The 18,070-nt window shown below is 70.0% G+C and carries 18 protein-coding genes and 1 tRNA gene; 8 read left to right on the top strand and 11 right to left on the bottom strand.

Features of this window, described 5'->3' with window-relative positions; all coding sequences use genetic code 11:
• Window positions 1-6: 6 nt before the first annotated feature.
• The 3 genes from ACIRR8_RS09850 (at window position 7) to pknB (ending at window position 5,028) form a co-directional block, all read left to right on the top strand.
• The gene (locus tag ACIRR8_RS09850) at window positions 7-1,407 is read left to right on the top strand and encodes an FtsW/RodA/SpoVE family cell cycle protein (protein ID WP_404061363.1); all 1,401 of its coding nucleotides are present in this window, start codon (window positions 7-9) and stop codon (window positions 1,405-1,407) included.
• Window positions 1,404-2,861, top strand: a complete 1,458-nt coding sequence (locus tag ACIRR8_RS09845) for a peptidoglycan D,D-transpeptidase FtsI family protein (RefSeq protein ID WP_404061360.1) — start codon at window positions 1,404-1,406, stop codon at window positions 2,859-2,861. Before ACIRR8_RS09850 ends, ACIRR8_RS09845 begins: the two co-directional genes overlap by 4 nt.
• Before the next feature lie 172 nt (window positions 2,862-3,033).
• Complete coding sequence (gene pknB, locus ACIRR8_RS09840; protein WP_404061357.1) at window positions 3,034-5,028, top strand: Stk1 family PASTA domain-containing Ser/Thr kinase; 1,995 nt, start codon at window positions 3,034-3,036, stop codon at window positions 5,026-5,028.
• A 132-nt stretch (window positions 5,029-5,160) separates the two neighbouring features.
• On the opposite strand, the gene ACIRR8_RS09835 is transcribed toward pknB, so the two are convergent.
• The 6 genes from ACIRR8_RS09835 to ACIRR8_RS09810 form a co-directional block, all read right to left on the bottom strand.
• Window positions 5,161-5,889 carry a class E sortase gene (locus ACIRR8_RS09835; protein WP_404061354.1) on the bottom strand — a complete coding sequence of 243 codons (729 nt, stop codon included), beginning with the start codon at window positions 5,887-5,889 and terminating at the stop codon, window positions 5,161-5,163.
• Window positions 5,890-5,914: 25 nt separating this feature from the next.
• The gene (locus tag ACIRR8_RS09830) at window positions 5,915-7,243 is read right to left on the bottom strand and encodes a class E sortase (protein ID WP_404061351.1); all 1,329 of its coding nucleotides are present in this window, start codon (window positions 7,241-7,243) and stop codon (window positions 5,915-5,917) included.
• On the bottom strand, window positions 7,240-7,878 hold the full coding sequence (locus ACIRR8_RS09825; protein WP_404061348.1) for an aminodeoxychorismate/anthranilate synthase component II: 639 nt from the start codon (window positions 7,876-7,878) through the stop codon (window positions 7,240-7,242). Before ACIRR8_RS09825 ends, ACIRR8_RS09830 begins: the two co-directional genes overlap by 4 nt.
• Complete coding sequence (locus ACIRR8_RS09820; RefSeq protein ID WP_018489811.1) at window positions 7,875-8,063, bottom strand: hypothetical protein; 189 nt, start codon at window positions 8,061-8,063, stop codon at window positions 7,875-7,877. The genes ACIRR8_RS09825 and ACIRR8_RS09820 overlap by 4 nt, the downstream gene beginning before the upstream one ends.
• An 89-nt stretch (window positions 8,064-8,152) precedes the next feature.
• Window positions 8,153-8,854: a class E sortase gene (locus ACIRR8_RS09815; protein ID WP_404061345.1), complete on the bottom strand. Its 702-nt coding sequence runs from the start codon at window positions 8,852-8,854 to the stop codon at window positions 8,153-8,155.
• A 30-nt stretch (window positions 8,855-8,884) separates the two neighbouring features.
• Entirely contained in the window at window positions 8,885-9,652 is a 768-nt protein-coding gene (locus ACIRR8_RS09810) for a DUF881 domain-containing protein (protein ID WP_404061342.1), read from the bottom strand.
• A 145-nt stretch (window positions 9,653-9,797) separates the two neighbouring features.
• On the opposite strand from ACIRR8_RS09810, the gene crgA reads away from it, so the two are divergent.
• Window positions 9,798-10,052, top strand: coding sequence for a cell division protein CrgA (crgA, locus tag ACIRR8_RS09805; protein WP_404061339.1), 255 nt, complete (start codon window positions 9,798-9,800; stop codon window positions 10,050-10,052).
• Window positions 10,053-10,367: 315 nt separating this feature from the next.
• Here crgA and ACIRR8_RS09800 read toward each other — a convergent pair whose 3' ends face one another.
• Both ACIRR8_RS09800 and ACIRR8_RS09795 read right to left on the bottom strand, forming a co-directional pair.
• Window positions 10,368-11,273, bottom strand: a complete 906-nt coding sequence (locus tag ACIRR8_RS09800) for a rhomboid family intramembrane serine protease (protein ID WP_404061336.1) — start codon at window positions 11,271-11,273, stop codon at window positions 10,368-10,370.
• Window positions 11,274-11,389: 116 nt separating this feature from the next.
• Entirely contained in the window at window positions 11,390-11,917 is a 528-nt protein-coding gene (locus ACIRR8_RS09795; protein ID WP_404061333.1) for a peptidylprolyl isomerase, read from the bottom strand.
• A gap of 279 nt (window positions 11,918-12,196) precedes the next feature.
• On the opposite strand from ACIRR8_RS09795, the gene ACIRR8_RS09790 reads away from it, so the two are divergent.
• A complete protein-coding gene (locus ACIRR8_RS09790) occupies window positions 12,197-12,913 on the top strand; it encodes a DUF5324 family protein (protein WP_404061330.1) in 717 nt (238 codons plus the stop codon).
• Between the two features lie 272 nt (window positions 12,914-13,185).
• Window positions 13,186-13,698 carry a DUF3515 family protein gene (locus ACIRR8_RS09785; RefSeq protein WP_404061327.1) on the top strand — a complete coding sequence of 171 codons (513 nt, stop codon included), beginning with the start codon at window positions 13,186-13,188 and terminating at the stop codon, window positions 13,696-13,698.
• A gap of 143 nt (window positions 13,699-13,841) precedes the next feature.
• Here the strand turns inward: ACIRR8_RS09785 and ACIRR8_RS09780 are convergent.
• Window positions 13,842-13,914 (bottom strand) — tRNA-Ala (locus ACIRR8_RS09780).
• 178 nt (window positions 13,915-14,092) lie between these two features.
• On the opposite strand from ACIRR8_RS09780, the gene ACIRR8_RS09775 reads away from it, so the two are divergent.
• Together ACIRR8_RS09775 and ACIRR8_RS09770 are read left to right on the top strand one after the other, a co-directional pair.
• Window positions 14,093-14,641 carry a DNA-binding protein gene (locus ACIRR8_RS09775; RefSeq protein ID WP_073875146.1) on the top strand — a complete coding sequence of 183 codons (549 nt, stop codon included), beginning with the start codon at window positions 14,093-14,095 and terminating at the stop codon, window positions 14,639-14,641.
• Window positions 14,642-14,741: 100 nt separating this feature from the next.
• On the top strand, window positions 14,742-16,085 hold the full coding sequence (locus ACIRR8_RS09770) for a serine/threonine-protein kinase (protein WP_404061324.1): 1,344 nt from the start codon (window positions 14,742-14,744) through the stop codon (window positions 16,083-16,085).
• A 10-nt stretch (window positions 16,086-16,095) separates the two neighbouring features.
• Here the strand turns inward: ACIRR8_RS09770 and ACIRR8_RS09765 are convergent, their stop codons facing one another.
• Window positions 16,096-17,415, bottom strand: coding sequence for a hypothetical protein (locus tag ACIRR8_RS09765; RefSeq protein ID WP_404062541.1), 1,320 nt, complete (start codon window positions 17,413-17,415; stop codon window positions 16,096-16,098).
• 345 nt (window positions 17,416-17,760) lie between these two features.
• Window positions 17,761-17,895 (bottom strand): DLW-39 family protein, encoded by a 135-nt coding sequence (locus tag ACIRR8_RS09760; protein WP_003958712.1) that lies wholly within the window; start codon window positions 17,893-17,895, stop codon window positions 17,761-17,763.
• Window positions 17,896-18,070 lie beyond the last annotated feature (175 nt).

Raw genomic sequence — 18,070 nt, 5'->3', positions numbered from 1 at the left:
AGCACCATGAGCGTTGTCACCAACACGACCACCATCGGCGCGATCGACGCACCGAGCCGCCGCAACACCGAGCTGGCGCTCGTCATCTTCGCCGTCGCCATCTCGGTGTTCGCCTACGCCAACGTGGGCCTCGCCCTCAACGGCGAACTGCCCTCGGGCATGCTCGGTTACGGAGCGGGGCTCGCCCTGCTCGGCGGCGTCGCCCACCTCGCGGTGCGCCGGTTCGCCAAGTACGCCGATCCGCTGCTGCTGCCCCTCGCCGTACTCCTGAACGGCCTCGGCCTGGCGGTCATCTGGCGCCTGGACCAGTCCGAACGGTTCCAGGCCCTGAAGACCTTCGCCCCCGCCGCTTCGAAGCAGCTGCTGTTCTCCGCGATCGGCGTGGGCATGCTCGTCGCGGTCCTGGCCATCCTGAAGGACCACCGCATCCTGCAGCGCTACACGTACATCTCCATGCTCGTGGCGCTGTTCCTGCTGATCCTGCCGATGTTCTTCCCCGCGGTGAACGGCGCCAAGATCTGGATCAAGATCCCCGGCGTCGGTACGCTCCAGCCCGGCGAGTTCGCCAAGATCATCATCGCGGTGTTCTTCGCGGGCTACCTGATGGTCAAGCGGGACGCACTGGCGCTGGCCAGCCGCCGGTTCATGGGCCTGTACCTGCCTCGCGGCCGCGACCTCGGCCCGATCCTGATGGTCTGGGCCTTCTCGATCCTGATCCTGGTCTTCGAGACCGACCTCGGTTCCTCGCTGCTCTTCTTCGGCATGTTCGTCGTGATGCTGTACGTCGCCACCGAGCGCACCAGCTGGATCGTCTTCGGTCTGCTGATGTCCGCGATCGGTGCCGTCGGTGTCGCCTCGTTCGAACCGCACGTCCAGCAGCGCGTCACCGCGTGGCTCGACCCGTTCGCGGGCTGGGGTGTGGAACCGGCGAGCGAGCAGATGGCCAAGTCCCTGATGGCCTTCGGCTCCGGAGGCACCCTCGGGACCGGTCTCGGACAGGGTCACTCCGACCTGATCGGCTTCGCCGCCAACTCCGACTTCATCCTCGCCACCGTCGGTGAGGAGCTGGGGCTCGCCGGGATGATGGGGGTGCTCCTGGTCTACGGCCTGATCGTGGAGCGCGGGGTGCGCACCGCGCTGGCGGCCCGCGACCCGTTCGGCAAGCTCCTCGCGATCGGCCTCTCGGGATCGTTCGCCATCCAGGTGTTCGTCGTCGCCGGCGGTGTGATGGGTCTCATCCCGCTCACCGGTATGACGATGCCGTTCCTGGCGGCGGGCGGTTCCTCCGTACTGGCCAACTGGGCCCTGATCGCCATCCTGATCCGGATCAGCGACACCGCACGCCGCCCCGCCCCGGCGCCGGCACCTTCGACCGACGCAGAGATGACGCAGGTGGTACGACCGTGAACAAGCCACTGCGCCGGATCGCGCTCTTCTGCGGAATCCTCGTGCTGGCCCTCCTGATCCGGGACAACTGGCTCCAGTACGTCCGTGCGGACGAGCTGAACAGCCACAAGTACAACCGCCGCGTCCAGATCGAGCGCTACGCCCACGAGCGCGGCGACATCATCGTCGACGGCAAGGCCATCACCGGCTCCGTCGAGACCGAGGACGGCGACTTCACGTACAAGCGGGTCTGGAAGGACGGGCCTCTCTGGGCCCCCGTGACCGGCTACTCCTCGCAGGCGTTCGACTCCTCACAGCTGGAGAACCTGGAGGACGGCATCCTCACCGGCAACAGCGACCAGCTGTTCTTCGACCGGACGATGTCGATGTTCACCGGCGAGAAGAAGCAGGGCGGCAACGTCGTCACCACCCTCAACGGGGCAGCCCAGAAGGCCGCGTTCAAGGGGCTCGGCGAGAAGAAGGGCGCCGTCGTCGCCCTGGACCCGCAGACCGGTGCCATCCTCGCGCTCGCGAGCACGCCGTCGTACGACCCCTCGGTCTTCGCCGGGAACTCGCTCAAGGACTCGGATGCCCGGCAGCAGCTCCTGAAGGACAAGGACAAGCCGATGCTCAACCGGGCATTGCGCGAGACCTACCCGCCCGGCTCCACCTTCAAGGTCGTCACCGCCGCCGCCGCCCTGGAGAACGGGCTCTACGACGACATCGACGCAAAGACGGAGTCCCCGCTGCCCTGGACGCTGCCGCAGACGCAGATCCCGCTCCAGAACGAGGGCGACATCCCCTGCGAGGACGCCTCGCTCCGCGAAGCCCTGCGGGTCTCCTGCAACTCCGTCTTCGGCAAGATCAGCGACGACCTCGGCAACGAGAAGATGATCGAGCAGACGGACAAGTTCGGCTTCAACAAGGAAGTCTTCACGCCCGTCCGCGCCGACGCGAGCATCTACCCCGAGGACAACCGGCCGCAGAACGCGATGGCCGGCATCGGCCAGGCGTCCAACCGGACCACGCCGCTCCAGATGGCCATGGTGGCCTCCGCCATCGCCAACGACGGCAAGCTGATGCAGCCGTACATGGTCGCCAAGCGCCAGGCGCCCAACCTGGACGACATCTACACCGCCAAGCCCGAGGAGCTCAGCCGGGCGCTGTCCGGCGAGAACGCCCAGAAGGTCCAGCAGATGATGGAGACCGTCGTCGAGAAGGGCACGGGAACCAACGCACAGATCCCCGGCGTCACAGTGGGCGGCAAGACCGGTACCGCCCAGCACGGTCTGAACAACAGCGAGAAGCCGTACGCCTGGTTCATCTCGTACGCGAAGACCGACAACGGCTCCCCGGTCGCCGTCGCCGTCGTGGTCGAGGACGGCAACGCCAACCGGGACGACATCTCCGGTGGCGGACTGGCCGCCCCGATCGCGCGCGACGTGATGAAGGCGGTCGTCGACAGCAAGCAGTGAGGCCCGTCACGGCGTCCGCCCGCCCATACCGGACATCGGATACCGGTCGGATATCGGCTGACGGGTGCGGGCTGATCACGTACCGCGTGCCCGGTAGCGTATGCGCGAACAGCGCACCGCCGGACCACACACACGGGTGCGGTCAGGACTGACGGAGAGGGCTGGAACAGTTATGGAAGAGCCGCGTCGCCTCGGCGGCCGGTACGAGCTGGGCTCGGTGCTCGGCCGTGGTGGCATGGCCGAGGTCTACCTCGCCCACGACACCCGGCTCGGCCGCACCGTAGCTGTGAAGACGCTCCGGGCCGACCTGGCCCGCGACCCGTCCTTCCAGGCCCGGTTCCGCCGTGAGGCCCAGTCGGCCGCCTCGCTCAACCACCCCGCGATCGTCGCCGTCTACGACACCGGCGAGGACTACGTCGACGGGGTCTCCATCCCGTACATCGTGATGGAGTACGTCGACGGGTCGACCCTGCGGGAGCTCCTGCACTCCGGCCGCCGGCTGCTGCCCGAGCGCACGCTGGAGATGACGGTCGGCATCCTCCAGGCCCTGGAGTACTCGCACCGCGCCCAGATCGTCCACCGCGACATCAAGCCGGCCAACGTCATGCTGACGCGCACCGGCCAGGTCAAGGTCATGGACTTCGGCATCGCCCGGGCCATGGGCGACTCCGGCATGACCATGACGCAGACCGCCGCGGTCATCGGCACCGCCCAGTACCTCTCGCCGGAGCAGGCCAAGGGCGAGCAGGTCGACGCACGGTCCGACCTGTACTCCACCGGCTGCCTGCTCTACGAGCTCCTCGCGGTCCGGCCCCCGTTCGTCGGGGACTCGCCCGTCGCCGTGGCCTACCAGCACGTGCGCGAGGAGCCGCAGCCGCCGAGCAACTTCGACCCCGAGATCACGCCCGAGATGGACGCGATCGTGCTGAAGGCGCTCACCAAGGACCCGGACTACCGCTACCAGTCCGCCGACGAGATGCGGGCCGACATCGAGGCCTGCCTCGACGGCCGGCCGGTCGCGGCCGCGGCGGCGATGGGCGCCGTGGGGTACGGGGGCTACGACGGCTACAACGCCGACCAGCCCACCGCCGCCCTGCGCCCGACCGACCCGAACAACGCTCCGACGTCGATGCTGCCGCCGGTCAACCCGGACGACGGCGGCTACGGCTACGACGACCGCGCGGGGCGCCGGCGCCAGCAGCCGAAGAAGAGCAACACCTCGACGATCCTGCTGGTCGTCGCCGGCATCCTGGTGCTCATCGGCGCGATCCTGATCGGCCGGGCCGTCTTCAGCGACAGCGGCAACGACGGCAAGGTCCCCGTACCGAACATGGTCGGCTCCACCGTCAAGGAGGCGGAACAGCTCGCCGAGAGAGCCGGGGTCGTCCTGAAGGTCGCCGGCGAGGAGCCGTGCGAGCAGCAGGAGAAGGGCGACATCTGCTCGCAGTCCCCGAAGGACGGCGAGATGGACGAGAACGGGACCGTCGAGGTCATGGTCTCCTCCGGCGCCCCGAAGATCGAGGTTCCCGACGTCCTGGAGAAGTCCGAGGACGGCGCCCGCAAGGCCCTGGAGGACAAGGGCTTCACGGTCAACGTGACCGCGGTCGAGTCCGACAAGGCCGAGGGCACGGTGATCAAGCAGAAGCCCGACGGCGGCGCCCAGGCGGAGGACGGCTCCGAGGTGACCATCACGGTCGCCAAGAAGGAGACCCTGGACCTGCCCGACATGCGCACCCGCACCTTCGCGGCCGCGGAACAGCAGCTGCGGGACATCGGCTTCAGCAACATCTCGCGGGCCGACGTCGACTCGGAGGAGCCGAAGGACACCGTCGTCGAGCAGACGCCGCAGCCCGGCAAGCACGCCAAGGACGCGCAGATCGTCCTCAAGGTCTCCAAGGGCCCGCCGGAGCCGCCGGAGCCGGAGAAGACCCAGGTCCCGCAGATCCAGGGCATGACGCTCGGCGAGGCCAAGGCGAAGCTCCAGGAGGCGGGCCTCCAGGTCGGCAACGTCCAGGGGTCGCAGGAGGACAACGCCATCGTGGCCGTCGTGCAGCCGGGGGCCGGTGAGACCGTGGACAAGAACTCGGCGGTCAACATCTTCGCCACCCCGGGCGGCGGCGGGGACCAGGGCGGCGGCGGCATCTTCGGAGGCCCGTCGGGCGAGTAGCGCCCGCGTAGCCGTACGTACGGGAGAGGGCCCCGGTCACCGTGGATGGTGACCGGGGCCCTCTCCCGTACCCCTGGGGCATCTCCGGCCAAGATCCGCCGGACAGGCGCTCATAGATCCGCCTGACAGGCGCTAAAGCAGCTCCACCGGCTTCGTACGGTCCTTGTCGACCTTCTCCGTACGCTCCAGCTCGCCCCAGACGATGTACCGGTACTTCGACGTGTAGACCGGGGTGCAGGTCGTCAGCGTGATGTAGCGGCCTGGCTTCTTGACGCCCGACTCCTCCGGGACCGGCTCGATCACCTCGACGTTGAACTTCGAGGTCTCCGGGAGCGACTTGTAGACCTTGTAGACGTACCAGGTGTCCTTGGTCTCGAAGACGATCGCGTCGCCGTTCTTCAGCTTGTCGATGTTGTGGAACTTGGCGCCGTGCCCGTCCCGGTGGGCGGCCAGCGTGAAGTTGCCCTTGTCGTCCCAGGGCAGGGCGGAGGGGACCGGGTCGGTGTAGTAGCCCGCGATGCCGTTGTTCAGGGTCTCGGGGTCGGTGCCCTTCTTGACCAGCACCTCGCCGTTCTTCATGGCGGGTACGTGCAGGAAGCCGACGCCGTCCTTGGTGTCCAGGGCGCCCGGCCCGTCCGCCCACTTGCTGCGGACCGTGTCGCCCTGCTTGCCGGCCTCGCGGTCGGCGAGGACGTTGGTCCACCACAGCGAGTACGCGACGAAGAGCGCGAGCACCAGGCCCGCGGTGATCAGAAGCTCCCCGAAGACGCTGACGGCCGTGGCGATGGGGTGCCTGCTGGGCCGGGGCGCGGGGGGCGCGGGCACGTCGGTCCGCTCGTCGTGCTCGGTCCTCGCTGCCACCGCACCGCCCCTGTCGTGATGATGTTCAGCCCACGAGCGCCTTGGGCTTCCCCTCGCCGCGCGGCCGTTCGTCGACCATCTTGCCCCAGACGATCAGCCGGTAGGTACTCGTGAACTCCGGGGTACAGGTCGTCAGCGTGATGTACCGGCCCGGCTCGGTGAACCCCGATCCGACCGGGATCGGTTCGATCACCGAGATGTTCGACGGCGAGGTCTGCGGCAGGATGCTGGTCATCTCGTACGTGTAGTACGCGTCCCTCGTCTCGACCACGATCGGGTCGCCGGGGCTGAGCTTGTTGACGTAGCGGAACGGTTCACCGTGGGTGTTGCGGTGGCCCGCCACGGCGAAGTTGCCCTGCTCGTCCTCGGGCATCGCCGTCTTCAGCTTGCCTTCGCCGTAGTGGCCGAGCATGCCCCGGTCGAGGACCTTCTCCTTGTTGATCCCCTCGGCGATCGGAACGACCACGTCGAGCTTGGGGATGTGCATGATGGCGAAGCCCTGGCCCGGCGCGAACACCCCGGGCTTGCCGGCCCCGGTGGCCCACTCCTCCTGGATCTTGTCCGTCTCCCTGCCGGCGATCTGCTCGGCCCGGACGTTGGTCCACCAGAGCTGGTAGGTGACGAACAGCAGCATCAGGACGCCCAGCGAGATGAAGATCTCGCCGACGGCCCGGCTGGCGACCACGGCGGGACTGTCCTTGGCCGCTTTCGCCGCGCGCCGCGCCTCCATCCGGGACATGGGTGCGGCGGGTGCGGCGGGCGCCCCGGCACCCGCGGCCGCCGGGGCGGTGCGGCGGCCGCCACGGCCCTTGGCCGCCCGCCGCCGCTCGGCCCGCCCTCCGGTGACCGGTTCGGCCGGATCGGGGCGTTCGGCCGGCTCGTACGACGCGTACGGCTCGGGCCCTTCGGACGGCTCCGCGACTATTCGCCGGGTGTCCGCGATCCGCAGCCCCGGCGTCCCGTCGGCCTGAGGCGCCCCGGGCGGAGGAACAGGCACGGGAGCGGGCTCAGGAGAGGGCGCCGCGGGAGCGGGTCCAGGAGAGAGGCCGGGAGAGGGCGCAGGGGCCTGCTGGGAGCCGTACCAGTCCCGCTGGTATCCCTCGGGGTCGTACCACTCGCCCGGGGCCCCCTGAGGCCCCGCGTACGCCTGCGGCTCCCCCTGCGCGCTCTCGCTCCGGAACCACGGGGAGGCGTGCTGTTCCGGCAGCGGACCACCGAGCGGGTCGGGCAGCGGGTCGTTGAGCGGATCGGCGAGCCCGTCCACCGCCGCGACGAACGCCCCGTCGGCCCCGTAAGCCCCACGCGTGTACGGGCCCTGAGGCCCGGTGCCGTCCTCGGGGCGGGGTGCGGTCACGCCGCGGCCTTGCCCACCACCGGCGCGAGACCCGCCGACCGCGCCACGGCCCCCTGGTCGCCGCACTGCTCCAGCCAGTTGGCGAGCATCAGGTGGCCGTGCTCGGTGAGCACCGACTCGGGGTGGAACTGCACGCCCTCCACCGCCCGGTCCCGGTGGCGCAGCCCCATGATGATGCCGTCCCCCGTACGGGCGGTGACCTCCAACTCCGGCGGCAGCGCCGCCGGTTCGGCGGCGAGCGAGTGGTAGCGGGTGGCGGTGAAGGGGGACGGCAGTCCGGCGAAGACGCCCTTGCCCTCGTGGTCCACCGGCGAGGTCTTGCCGTGCAGCAGCTCAGGAGCCCGGTCGACGACCCCGCCGTACGCCACGGCCATCGACTGCATCCCCAGGCAGACGCCGAAGACCGGAACGCCGGTGTCCGCGCAGTGGCGCACCATCTCGACGCAGACCCCGGCCTGCTCGGGTGTGCCGGGGCCGGGGGAGAGCAGGACGCCGTCGAAGCCGTCCTGGGCGTGGGCGGTGGTCACCTCGTCGTTGCGCAGCACCTCGCACTCGGCACCGAGCTGGTAGAGGTACTGGACGAGGTTGAAGACGAAGCTGTCGTAGTTGTCCACGACGAGGATGCGTGCGCTCACTGCCCGGCCCCTGCCCCACCGGCGCTGTCGCCGTCGACGGTCACATCACCGAACGGGAGCAGCGGCTCCGCCCACGGGAACACGTACTGGAACAGCGCGTAGACGACCGCGAGAACCAGCACGAGCGCGATGATGCTCCGCACCCATGCGTTGCCCGGCAGATGCCGCCAGATCCAGCCGTACATGCTGACCCCTCCGTTCGGTACTCGCACCAGATTAGAGTGCCGCGGCCGGAGAGTGGGTCAGCCTGTGGAAAACCCCGGCCGGTCCCGGGTCAGCCGGTGAGCTCCGGCGGCCGTCCCCCGCTCACCGGCCGCGTCGCGTCCAGGTGCGCCCAGGCGATCAGCCGGTGACTGCTGCCCCACTCGGGCTCGCAGGTGGTGAGCGTCAGATAGCGGCCGGGGCCCTCGAAGCCGGAGCGGCGGGGGACGGGGTCGACGACGGCGGTGTCGGTCGGCACGGTCCGGTAGGGCTCCCTGGCGATGCGGTACGTGAACCAGGTGGTGCCGTCGTTGACGATCACCGCGTCACCGGGGCGCAGCCGGGGGAAGTCCTTGAAGGGGTCTCCGTACGTCCGGCGGTGCCCCGCCACCGCGAAGTTCCCGCGCTCTCCGGGCCGGGCGGTGCCGCTGTAGTGGCCGAGGCCCTTCTGCAAGGTTTCGGCCTCGGTGTTCTCCAGGACGGGCCACTCCCAGTCGGCGCCGAAGCGGGGGATGTGCAGCGTCGCGAACGGCTTCCCGTCGCGGTACGGGGCCGGGGCGGAGGCGGCGGTTCCCGGTGGAGCGGTCACGGGTTCCTGGGCCCAGCGGCCGCGGAGCGTCTGGATCTCGCCCTCGGCCGCGTCGGCGGCCTTGACGCCGGTCCACAGCAGGACGTAGGCGACGAACAGGATGATCAGGGCGCCGACGGTGATGCACAGTTCGCTGAAGGTCCGGACGACGAGGCGTACCGAGCGCACCGACGGTCGTGACGACACCGGACGGCCTCCCCGGGGATCAGCTCGGGCTCACTCCACAGGCTTCGCGTGCTGGAGATCCACTGTGCCCGAGTAACCGGGAAGAGTCACCGCGTCGTCCTCGTCGACTTTCCAGCCCAGCCCGTACGCCTTCACGTACAGCTGGTAGTTCTGGATCGCCGTGGAGTCGTCGAGCGCCCGCTTGAGCTTGCCGGGGTCGCCCACGGCGGTGACCTTGTACGGCGGGGAGTAGACGCGGCCCTGCAGGATCAGGGTGTTGCCGACGCAGCGGACCGCGCTGGTGGAGATCAGCCGCTGGTCCATCACCTGGATCCCGCGCGCCCCGCCCTGCCAGAGGGCGTTCACCACGGCCTGGAGGTCCTGCTGGTGGATGACCAGGTCGTTGGGCTGCGGCTCGGGGTAGCCGGGGTTGGCGGTGGCGTCCGGCGGGGCGTCGTTGAGGGTGACGCTGACGGCGTCGCCGGTGATCTTCGTGGTGCCGGCCGCCTTCTCCAGGGCTTTGAGCTTGGCGTCCTCGGCCTCGGTGGATCCGTCGTCGCGCTGGGCGAGAGCGTCGATGTCCGCCCGCGCGGAGGCGACCGAATCGTTCAGCTCGGCGTTGTGCTCGCTGCGTTCCTTGATCAGGTCGGAGAGCTTGAGCAAGGAGGAGTCGCTGCGCAGATTGGTGCCCTTGGCCGTGTTGGCGCTGGTGACGAAGATCAGCCCGGCCAGCGCGAAGACGGCAGCGGTGAGTCCCCGGGCCGCCCACGTGGAGGTGTGCCGGACCGGCTCTTCGGGAGAGTCGGCAGAATTGCTCAACGTACCCTTATCTCATCGGGCGCCATGGAAGCACTACGCTAACGGACGCCCGGGGGAGCCAGCATGCCCCCTCCGGCCATCCCCGCCCCGGCGCCCGCCACAGATCCCTGCGCGGTCACGCAGCGCATCGACAGGAGAGTCCCTCGTGCCGAAGTCACGTATCCGCAAGAAGGCCGACTTCACGCCGCCCGCGACGAAGCAGGCAACGGCCATAAAGCTGACCAACCGCAGTTGGGTCGCTCCGGTGATGCTGGCCCTGTTCCTCCTCGGACTGGCCTGGATCGTGGTGTTCTACGTGACCGAGGGCGATCTGCCGATCGACGCCCTGGGCAACTGGAACATCGTCGTGGGCTTCGGCTTCATCGCCGGTGGCTTCGCCGTCTCCACGCAGTGGAAGTAGCGCGCCCCCAGAGCACACAGCACGGCCCGAGCGCAAGCCTTGCCCTGAGTTACCCACAGAGTTATCCACAGCTGGGGGAAAAGGTCAGACGATCTGTGGATAACCTCCACTCAAGTTGACGCCGGTGTGACTGCAGCCTCCCTCGCCGAGGGGGGCTGCATCTCGTATTTCAGCGGGAAAAACCCAGCTCAGCGACGGTGGGCACAGATGTTCCCCTTGCCATGCACAAGGTCGGGCACTCACTGTGGACAACTGAGCCCTGTCCTGGGGGCGGAGCCCTCTTCGGAGCGGCTCAGCTCGGGGACATCAGCCGGCTCAGCTCAGGGACATCGTGCGGGCGATGATGATCGCCACCGACGCCAGCAGCACCAGCGCACAGGTCCCGGCCTGCACCGCCGTACGGCGCTCGCGCGGCGCGTGCACCAGCCCTATGGCGATCAGCACGCCCGCGACGAGACCGCCCACATGGGCCTCCCACGCGATGCCGCCCATGGTGAAGGTGAAGACCAGGTTCAGCGCCAGCAGGATCAGCACCGGCCGCATGTCGTAGTTCATCCGGCGCATCAGCACCGCGGTGGCACCCAGCAGGCCGAAGATCGCACCGGAGGCGCCCAGCGACGGCTGGTTCGGCGCGGCGATCAGATAGGTCAGGGCGCTGCCGGCCAGCCCGGAGAGCAGGTAGAGCGCGAGATAGCGTACGCGGCCGAGCGCGGCCTCCAGCGGTCCGCCGAGCCACCACAGACCCAGCATGTTGAACCCGATGTGCCACACCTCCTGGTGCAGGAACATCGAGGTCACCAGGCGGTACCACTGGCCCTCGGCGATGCCTTCGACCGAGCCCGGCGGCGGCGTCGGGTCCCAGGCCCGGCCGAGCAGCACCAGATCGTTGAGCAGGGACTCCGGAGCGGCCGCGACCAGGACGAAGACCGCGAGATTGATGCCGAGCAGGATCTTGGTGACCAGCCGCGGATCGGCGGCCACGGTGCCGCCGGCCAGCGTGCGGGGCATGCTCGCGGCCGGGTGGTGGCCGGTGCCCGAGCCCTGGCGTACGCAGTCGGGGCACTGGAAGCCGACGGAGGCGCTGACCATGCACTCGGTGCAGATCGGCCGCTCGCAGCGCGTGCAGCTGATCCCGGTCTCCCGGTCGGGGTGGCGGTAGCAGACCGGCACGGCCTGGCCGTTCTCCGGTGCGCCCCGGTCCGCCGGCGGCTGCTGGTCCATCGGTCCTGGCCTGCCTCTCGGTCTCACCCCGGGCGCCGCGACACACGGCCGCCCCGCTGGTCCGCTATGTAACAGTACGGACGGGCGGGGCGGTTGGTTCCCGGCGGAGCGGGACGTCAGCGGGTCTCGACGGCGACCGACTCGATCACGACGTCCTGGAGCGGGCGGTCGGTACGCGGGTTGGTCCCGGTGGCCGCGATGGCGTCGACGACCTTGCGGCTCGCGTCGTCCGCGACCTCGCCGAAGATGGTGTGCTTGTTGGTCAGCCAGGCGGTGGGCGCGACGGTCAGGAAGAACTGCGAACCGTTGGTCCCGGGGCCCGCGTTGGCCATGGCCAGCAGGTACGGCTTGGTGAAGGCGAGGTCCGGGTGGAACTCGTCGGGGAACTTGTAGCCCGGGCCACCGGTGCCGTTGCCCAGCGGGTCGCCGCCCTGGATCATGAACCCGCTGATGACGCGGTGGAAGACCGTCCCGTCGTACAGCGGGTTCGTGGACTTCTCGCCGGTCGCGGGGTTGGTCCACTCGCGCTGCCCGGTGGCCAGCTCGACGAAGTTCTTCACCGTCTTGGGGGCGTGGTTCGGCAGCAGCCGGATCTCGATGTCGCCCCGGTTGGTCTTCAAGGTGGCGTAAAGCTGCTCGGCCACGGTCTGCCTTCCCTCATCCTTCACTGACGTCCGCCGATCCTCCCACGGACCGGGAAACGTACGGCCGGATGCCTGGTGGAACGGCGCGTTCACCGCCGAACCGTGGCATTGTCGTCGGCAGACTTCACGTGCACCTTTTTACCGGCTTGAACCGTTATGGAAGAAAAAGCGATCATGCCCCGGATGCTCGTCCCGAGTGCCGGTCATGGCCGCGACAGGCATGATTTCGAATTGGGCGGAAAGGCGGAGTACCTACCCGCCACCAAGGAGGAGGATCCCGTGACCCGCATCGACAGCGTGCGCGCCGCAACCGACTCGGCCAGGGACAGCGCGCAGCACGCCGCGGAAGTGGTGGCGCCGTACGCCGACACGGCCAAGAAGCAGGCTGCACTGTACGCCCACGAGGCCCGTGTCCAGCTCGCGCCCAAGGTGACGAAGGCCGCCAAGCAGGCCCGTGTCCAGTACGAGTCCCACCTCGCGCCGCGCCTCGAACAGGCCCTGGCCCATGTGCCGCCGAAGGTCGACGAGGCCGCGCAGCGTGCGGCGCACTCGACCCGGAAGGCCGCCAGGACCGCCGCCGACTACACCGCGCCGCGCGTCGAGCACGCCAAGGCGGTGGCCGTGCCGGTCGCCGAGCAGGCGACCGCCCGGAGCTCCGCCGCGCTGGCCGCACTGCGGAGCAACGTCACGGCCAAGGAGATCCAGAAGCTGGCCCGCAAGCACGAGCGGCGGGCCAGGGCCGGCCGGGCGACCAAGGGTCTCCTGGTGCTGGGTGTCCTCGCCGGTGGCGCCTACGCCGCCTGGCGCTGGTGGGACAAGCAGGCCAACCCGGACTGGCTGGTCGAGCCGCCGGTGGCCACCGAGGTGGGCGACGAGCGTTCGCCGCTGAGCTCGGTGGACGGCAGCGGCCAGGCCGTGCTCGACCCGGAGGTCAAGGCCAAGCAGGCCGAGGCCGAGGCAGGCGGCGACACCCCGGGCCTCGACGACCGCCCCTGAGGCCGTCGGTCCCGTAACCGCACACAGAAGAGGAGAACGCCGGTTCCCACAAGCCCTCACGGGCCCAGTGGGAACCGGCGTTCTCCTCTTTTCCGCACGTGCGGCCCTTTCCACGACGGCAGGTCTGTCCCCGAGGGCGGCTCTTTCAACCCGTGCGGCCCCTTTACGGCTGCCGCCCTCGCCCGCGGTCGACCGCCGTCCGGGTGACACACTGATCCACGAGGGGCCGGCGTGAGCACGGACCGCCCCCGTCCTCGCGAAAGGTCCTTCCTGTGGTGCGCATCCCCCGGCCGCGCAGGGCTGTCGTCGTGGCGGCGGCCTGTGCCCTGACCGCCGGAGTCCTGGTCTCGTGCGGCGCGGACTCCCCGGGCGAAGGCGTCACCGCCGCACCGCACGCCGGCGACGCGGCCTGCGAGCAGCTCGCCGACCGCTACCCGGACCGCCTCGGCGGCCAGGACCTGACCTTCACCGACCGCCCCGGGGTCGCGGTCTGGGGCGAGAACGCGATCGTGCTGCGCTGCGGCGTCGAACTGCCCGTCCCGACCACCGACCCGTGCGCGACCGTCGACGGCGTGGACTGGGTCTTCCGCGAGGACCGCTCGGAGGACGACGGGAAGATGGTCGTCACCTACGGCCGCGACCCGGCCGTGGAGGCCGTGGTCTCCGACGACATCGCCGCCGTGGACGACGTCCTGGTCGACCTGTCCGTGCTGGTCAAGCCCGTGAAGGCATACACGAAGTGCATCAACCTGGACGACGTGCAGCCTCCGACGCCCTCCGCATGACGGCTCGGCGGGCCGCTTTGCTTGTGCTCAGCGCCGAGCGTCGGGCCACCCCGGGGCCCGCGCCCGGGACCCGGGCCCCGGGCCCCGGAAACAGAGAACACCCTCCGCCCTACATCGCGTAGGTCGGAGGGTGTTCATCGATGTGGAGCCTAGGAGATTCGAACTCCTGACATCTGCCTTGCAAAGGCAGCGCTCTACCAACTGAGCTAAGGCCCCGAAACACAGCAAACAAGGACATCGCCGAACACGTCCGTGCTACGGCAACCGTCGCAGACCAGACTACCGGGTGCTCCGCCCAATCTTGCAAAAGGATAGGACTCCCGGTGGACGACCACGCTCCGTAAGATGCTCGACGAGGTTCGCAGCAGCGAAGCCGCAGCGAAGGGGAGACGCAATGGACGCAGCGCAGCAAGAGGCGACGGCAAGAGCCAGGGAGCTTCAGCGCAGTTGGTACGGGGAGCCGCTGGGGGCGCTCTTCCGTCGGCTGATCGACGATCTCGGCCTGAACCAGGCACGGCTCGCCGCGGTTCTCGGGCTCTCCGCCCCGATGCTTTCGCAGCTGATGAGCGGTCAGCGCGCCAAGATCGGGAACCCGGCGGTCGTCCAGCGCGTCCAGGCACTTCAGGAGCTGTCGAGCCAGGTGGCGGACGGCAGCGTCAGCGCGGGCGAGGCCACCGACCGGATGGAGGAGATCAAGAAGTCGCAGGGCGGCTCCGTCCTGACCGGTACCGGCCAGACCACCTCGACCGGCGGCGCCCCCACCGTCCGCCGTGTGGTGCGCGAGATCCAGTCGCTCCTCAGGTCGGTCTCGGCGGCCGGCGACATCATCGATGCCGCCGACGCCCTCGCCCCGACCCACCCGGAACTGGCAGAGTTCCTCCGGGTGTACGGAGCCGGCCGCACCGCGGACGCGGTCGCGCACTACGAGGGACACCAGAGCTAGCGGTTCGGGAGCACGACGGAGCCAGGGCCTCGCACGGCCGGGTCCCTGGTCCCCGCAGGATCGCGGGCGATGAACACGAACTGGGAGCGGGCACAGCGCAATGGGTGAGGTCTTCGCCGGTCGGTACGAGCTGATCGATCCGATCGGACGTGGTGGGGTCGGCGCCGTCTGGCGGGCCTGGGACCACCGGCGCCGCAGGTACGTCGCGGCCAAGGTCCTGCAGCAGAGCGACGCGCACACGCTGCTGCGCTTCGTCCGCGAGCAGGCGCTGCGCATCGAGCACCCCCATGTCCTGGCCCCGGCGAGCTGGGCCGCCGACGACGACAAGGTCCTGTTCACCATGGACCTGGTGAGCGGTGGTTCGCTCGCCCATGTCATAGGCGACTACGGCCCGTTGCCGCCGCGCTTCGTCTGCCTGCTCCTGGACCAGCTGCTCTCCGGGCTCTCCACGGTGCACGCCGAAGGGGTGGTGCACCGCGACATCAAGCCGGCCAACATCCTGATGGAGGCCACCGGAACGGGCCGCCCGCATCTGCGCCTCTCCGACTTCGGCATCTCGATGCGCAAGGGCGAGCCCCGGCTGACCGAGACCAACTACGTGGTCGGCACGCCCGGTTACTTCGCACCCGAGCAGATGATGGGCGCCGAGCCCGACTTCCCGGCGGACCTCTTCGCGGTCGGCCTCGTCGCCCTCTACCTCCTCCAGGGCCAGAAGCCCGACTCCCAGGCGCTCGTCGAGCACTTCGCCGCCCACGGCACCCCGGGCGCCCCCGACGGCATCCCCGAGCCGCTCTGGCAGGTGCTCGCCGGGCTGCTGCAGCCGGACCCGCAGGCCCGGTTCCGTACGGCGACGGGAGCGCGCAAGGCCCTCACCGCGGCGGTCGAGATGCTGCCCGAGCCCGGCCTCGACGACGAGCCGGTGGAGGTCTTCGACCAGATCGGGCCGCTGCCCGCGGGGTTCGGCCCCGACGGCCCCGTGAAGGCCGCCCAGCCGTCGTCCCAGGCGTCCCTGGAGCCTCAGCCCTCCCAGGGGCCTCAGCGGCCCGCCTCGCCCCCGCCGCCCGTCTCCATGTCGGAGACCGGCAGCTTCCACCTGGCGCCCCCGTCGCAGCCGCAACAGGCCCAGCCACAGCCCCAGTTCCCCCAGCCCACGCCCGCCCAAGCGCCCGTCACACCACCCCCGTACGCCGTCGGCGCCCCGGCCCCCTCCCAGGCGCCGGCCTCCGGCGTACCGCACGACACTTCGGCGACCCGCCCGTACACCGACCAGCAGCAACACCAGCCGCCACCGCACTCCTTCGCCGCCCACGCTCCGGCGCACGCCCCTGCCGCCGCTCCCGTGCGGCAGACGCGGCCGGGACCGCCCCCGAAGGTGGCGGTCCCGGTGCTGGTGGTGGCGCTGATCTGCTTCGCGGTCGGCATCTGGGCGCTGACCCAGATGTAAGGGCGGCCCCCTACCGGCCCTGCTGCGGCGGTCCACCGAACGGCGGTTGCTGCTCGTGGGCCTGACCGGGACCGCCCGCGGCGGCCACGCGGCGGCGGGCCAGCAGCGTCCAGGCGCCGAGGCCGAGCACCAGCACGGCGCCCGTCCCGAGCGCTCCCGCCGCGACGACCTGCATCGTCGCGCTCTTCGCCGCCTTCGGAGCGCTGTCGCCGCTCTGTGCCAGCTCCTTGTCCTTCTCGGTCACCGCGAAGATCCCGGGGTCACCGTCGTACGGCGACCGGCCGGGCTCGTTCTTCACCTGGACCGACATCGTCAGCGCGATCGGGTCCTTGCCGTAACTCTCGGCGACCTTCGGGCTGAGCGTCACCGACAGGTAGTACCAGCCGGCGAAGCGCAGCGTGCTGACCTGCGAGCTGTAGTCGTACCGGTTGCGGTACGCCACCGGAGGCAGCGGTTTCAGCGCCGTGCTCGCGGACTTCCCGGAGTACGAGAGGGAGGTGTCGGTGATGTGCCCCTGGGCCGGGTTGTCCAGCGACAGGGTGAGCGCGTTGCCGATGAACTCCGTTGATTCGACCGTGGTGTTGCTGAGCACGGCGGAGGCGTAGATCTGCTGCCCCCAGTCCACCGGCACCCGGTAGAAGCGGGTCTGACCGGGCGCGATCTCGTCGATCCACTCACCGGTCTTCAGGCTGGTGGCGTCGTAGTAACTGCTGCCGCCCGTACGCTTCTGCGCCTCGACGTCCAGCGGTGCGGGCGTGGCGGAGGGCCAGTCCTTCGGCCCGGTGGTCTCCGTCGGCCCGCCGCTCCCCAACGCGGGCTCCTCGACGAAGCGGAGCTCCAGATTCCAGGCCTCGGGGCTGGATTCGGGCTCGCTCTCACGCTCGACGAGGACGTCGTAGGTCCCGGCCTCCTTGCAGGTGGTGCTCGACCCCTTGCCGATGGTCCGGTGCGCGTACGCGGCGATCGGCCGCGGCATCTCGCCCGAGCCGAAGGTGGTCTGGTTGGAGCTGCACCGGGAGTCGTTGAGATCCCGGATGCTGACGGTGATCCCGTCGCCGTACTCCACCGAGCCGCCACTCTTCGGCACCGCGACCGCCGAGACATAGGCGTCGGTGAGGCTGTCGAGCTTCACCCGGTAGTAGAGCTGCTCGCCCGGCGAGATGGAGCTGCGGTACACGGCGCCCGGCTGCAGGACCGAGGCTTCGGCATTGCGCTCCGCACCCTGCACGTTCTTCGCGCCGGGATCGAAGGCGTACGCCGGTGGGCCGTCCGCGTACGCCTGCCCGGGCAGCGCCGCCACGGCGCACATCGCGGCGAGTGCCGCCAGCATCGCCCGCCCCCTGTTGCGCTGCCTCTTCACGCACTCCCCCTCGTCGTCACCATGGCCGCAATGCCGGTCCATCCTGCCCCGGCCGCACCACTGCTGTCTCCGGCCGGAGCCGGATTGCCGGGCTTGTCCAGGTATCAGCCGCGACTGCCGCCCCCGGGGGACCGCTCAGTGCATTTGCTCCAGCAAGCTACTGATTTGCTCAGGTGAACTCAAGACAGCCGCCGTCACGGTCCCGCAACAGCGCACCCGCGCGCACGGACATCCCCACGGCCGCCCCCACCCGCCCCCGGACAGCACGAAGCCCCGGCCGCTCAGCGACCGGGGCCCGTAACAGACTGTGCCGTCTCACACACCCGAACCTGCGGGCACGGAGTCGGTCGCCTCCGTCCACAGGTCCTGCTCGGCGCGATCCGCCTGGATCTGGCGGTACACGAGGAGCCCGCCGATGGCAGCCAGTGCGACCAGGAGAAGCTTCTTCACCGCGCGACCTCGTCTTTCCTTGGAATAGGGGCCTTCTGTCGCCGACTATACACACCGGCCGATACCGATCGGTGACCTGCCTGGAACCCAACTGCGGCCCGCCCCCGGCGCCTCGGCAGGGCCCGCGACGACCCCCGTAACGCGCTCCGGACGGTCCGTCAGCCCCGGTTGCACC

The organism is Streptomyces sp. NPDC101178 (assembly GCF_044767965.1).
Taxonomy (GTDB): Bacteria; Actinomycetota; Actinomycetes; order Streptomycetales; family Streptomycetaceae; genus Streptomyces.
The sequence above is the reverse complement of the archived record's forward strand: the minus strand, read 5'-3'. Positions and strand labels throughout refer to the sequence as shown.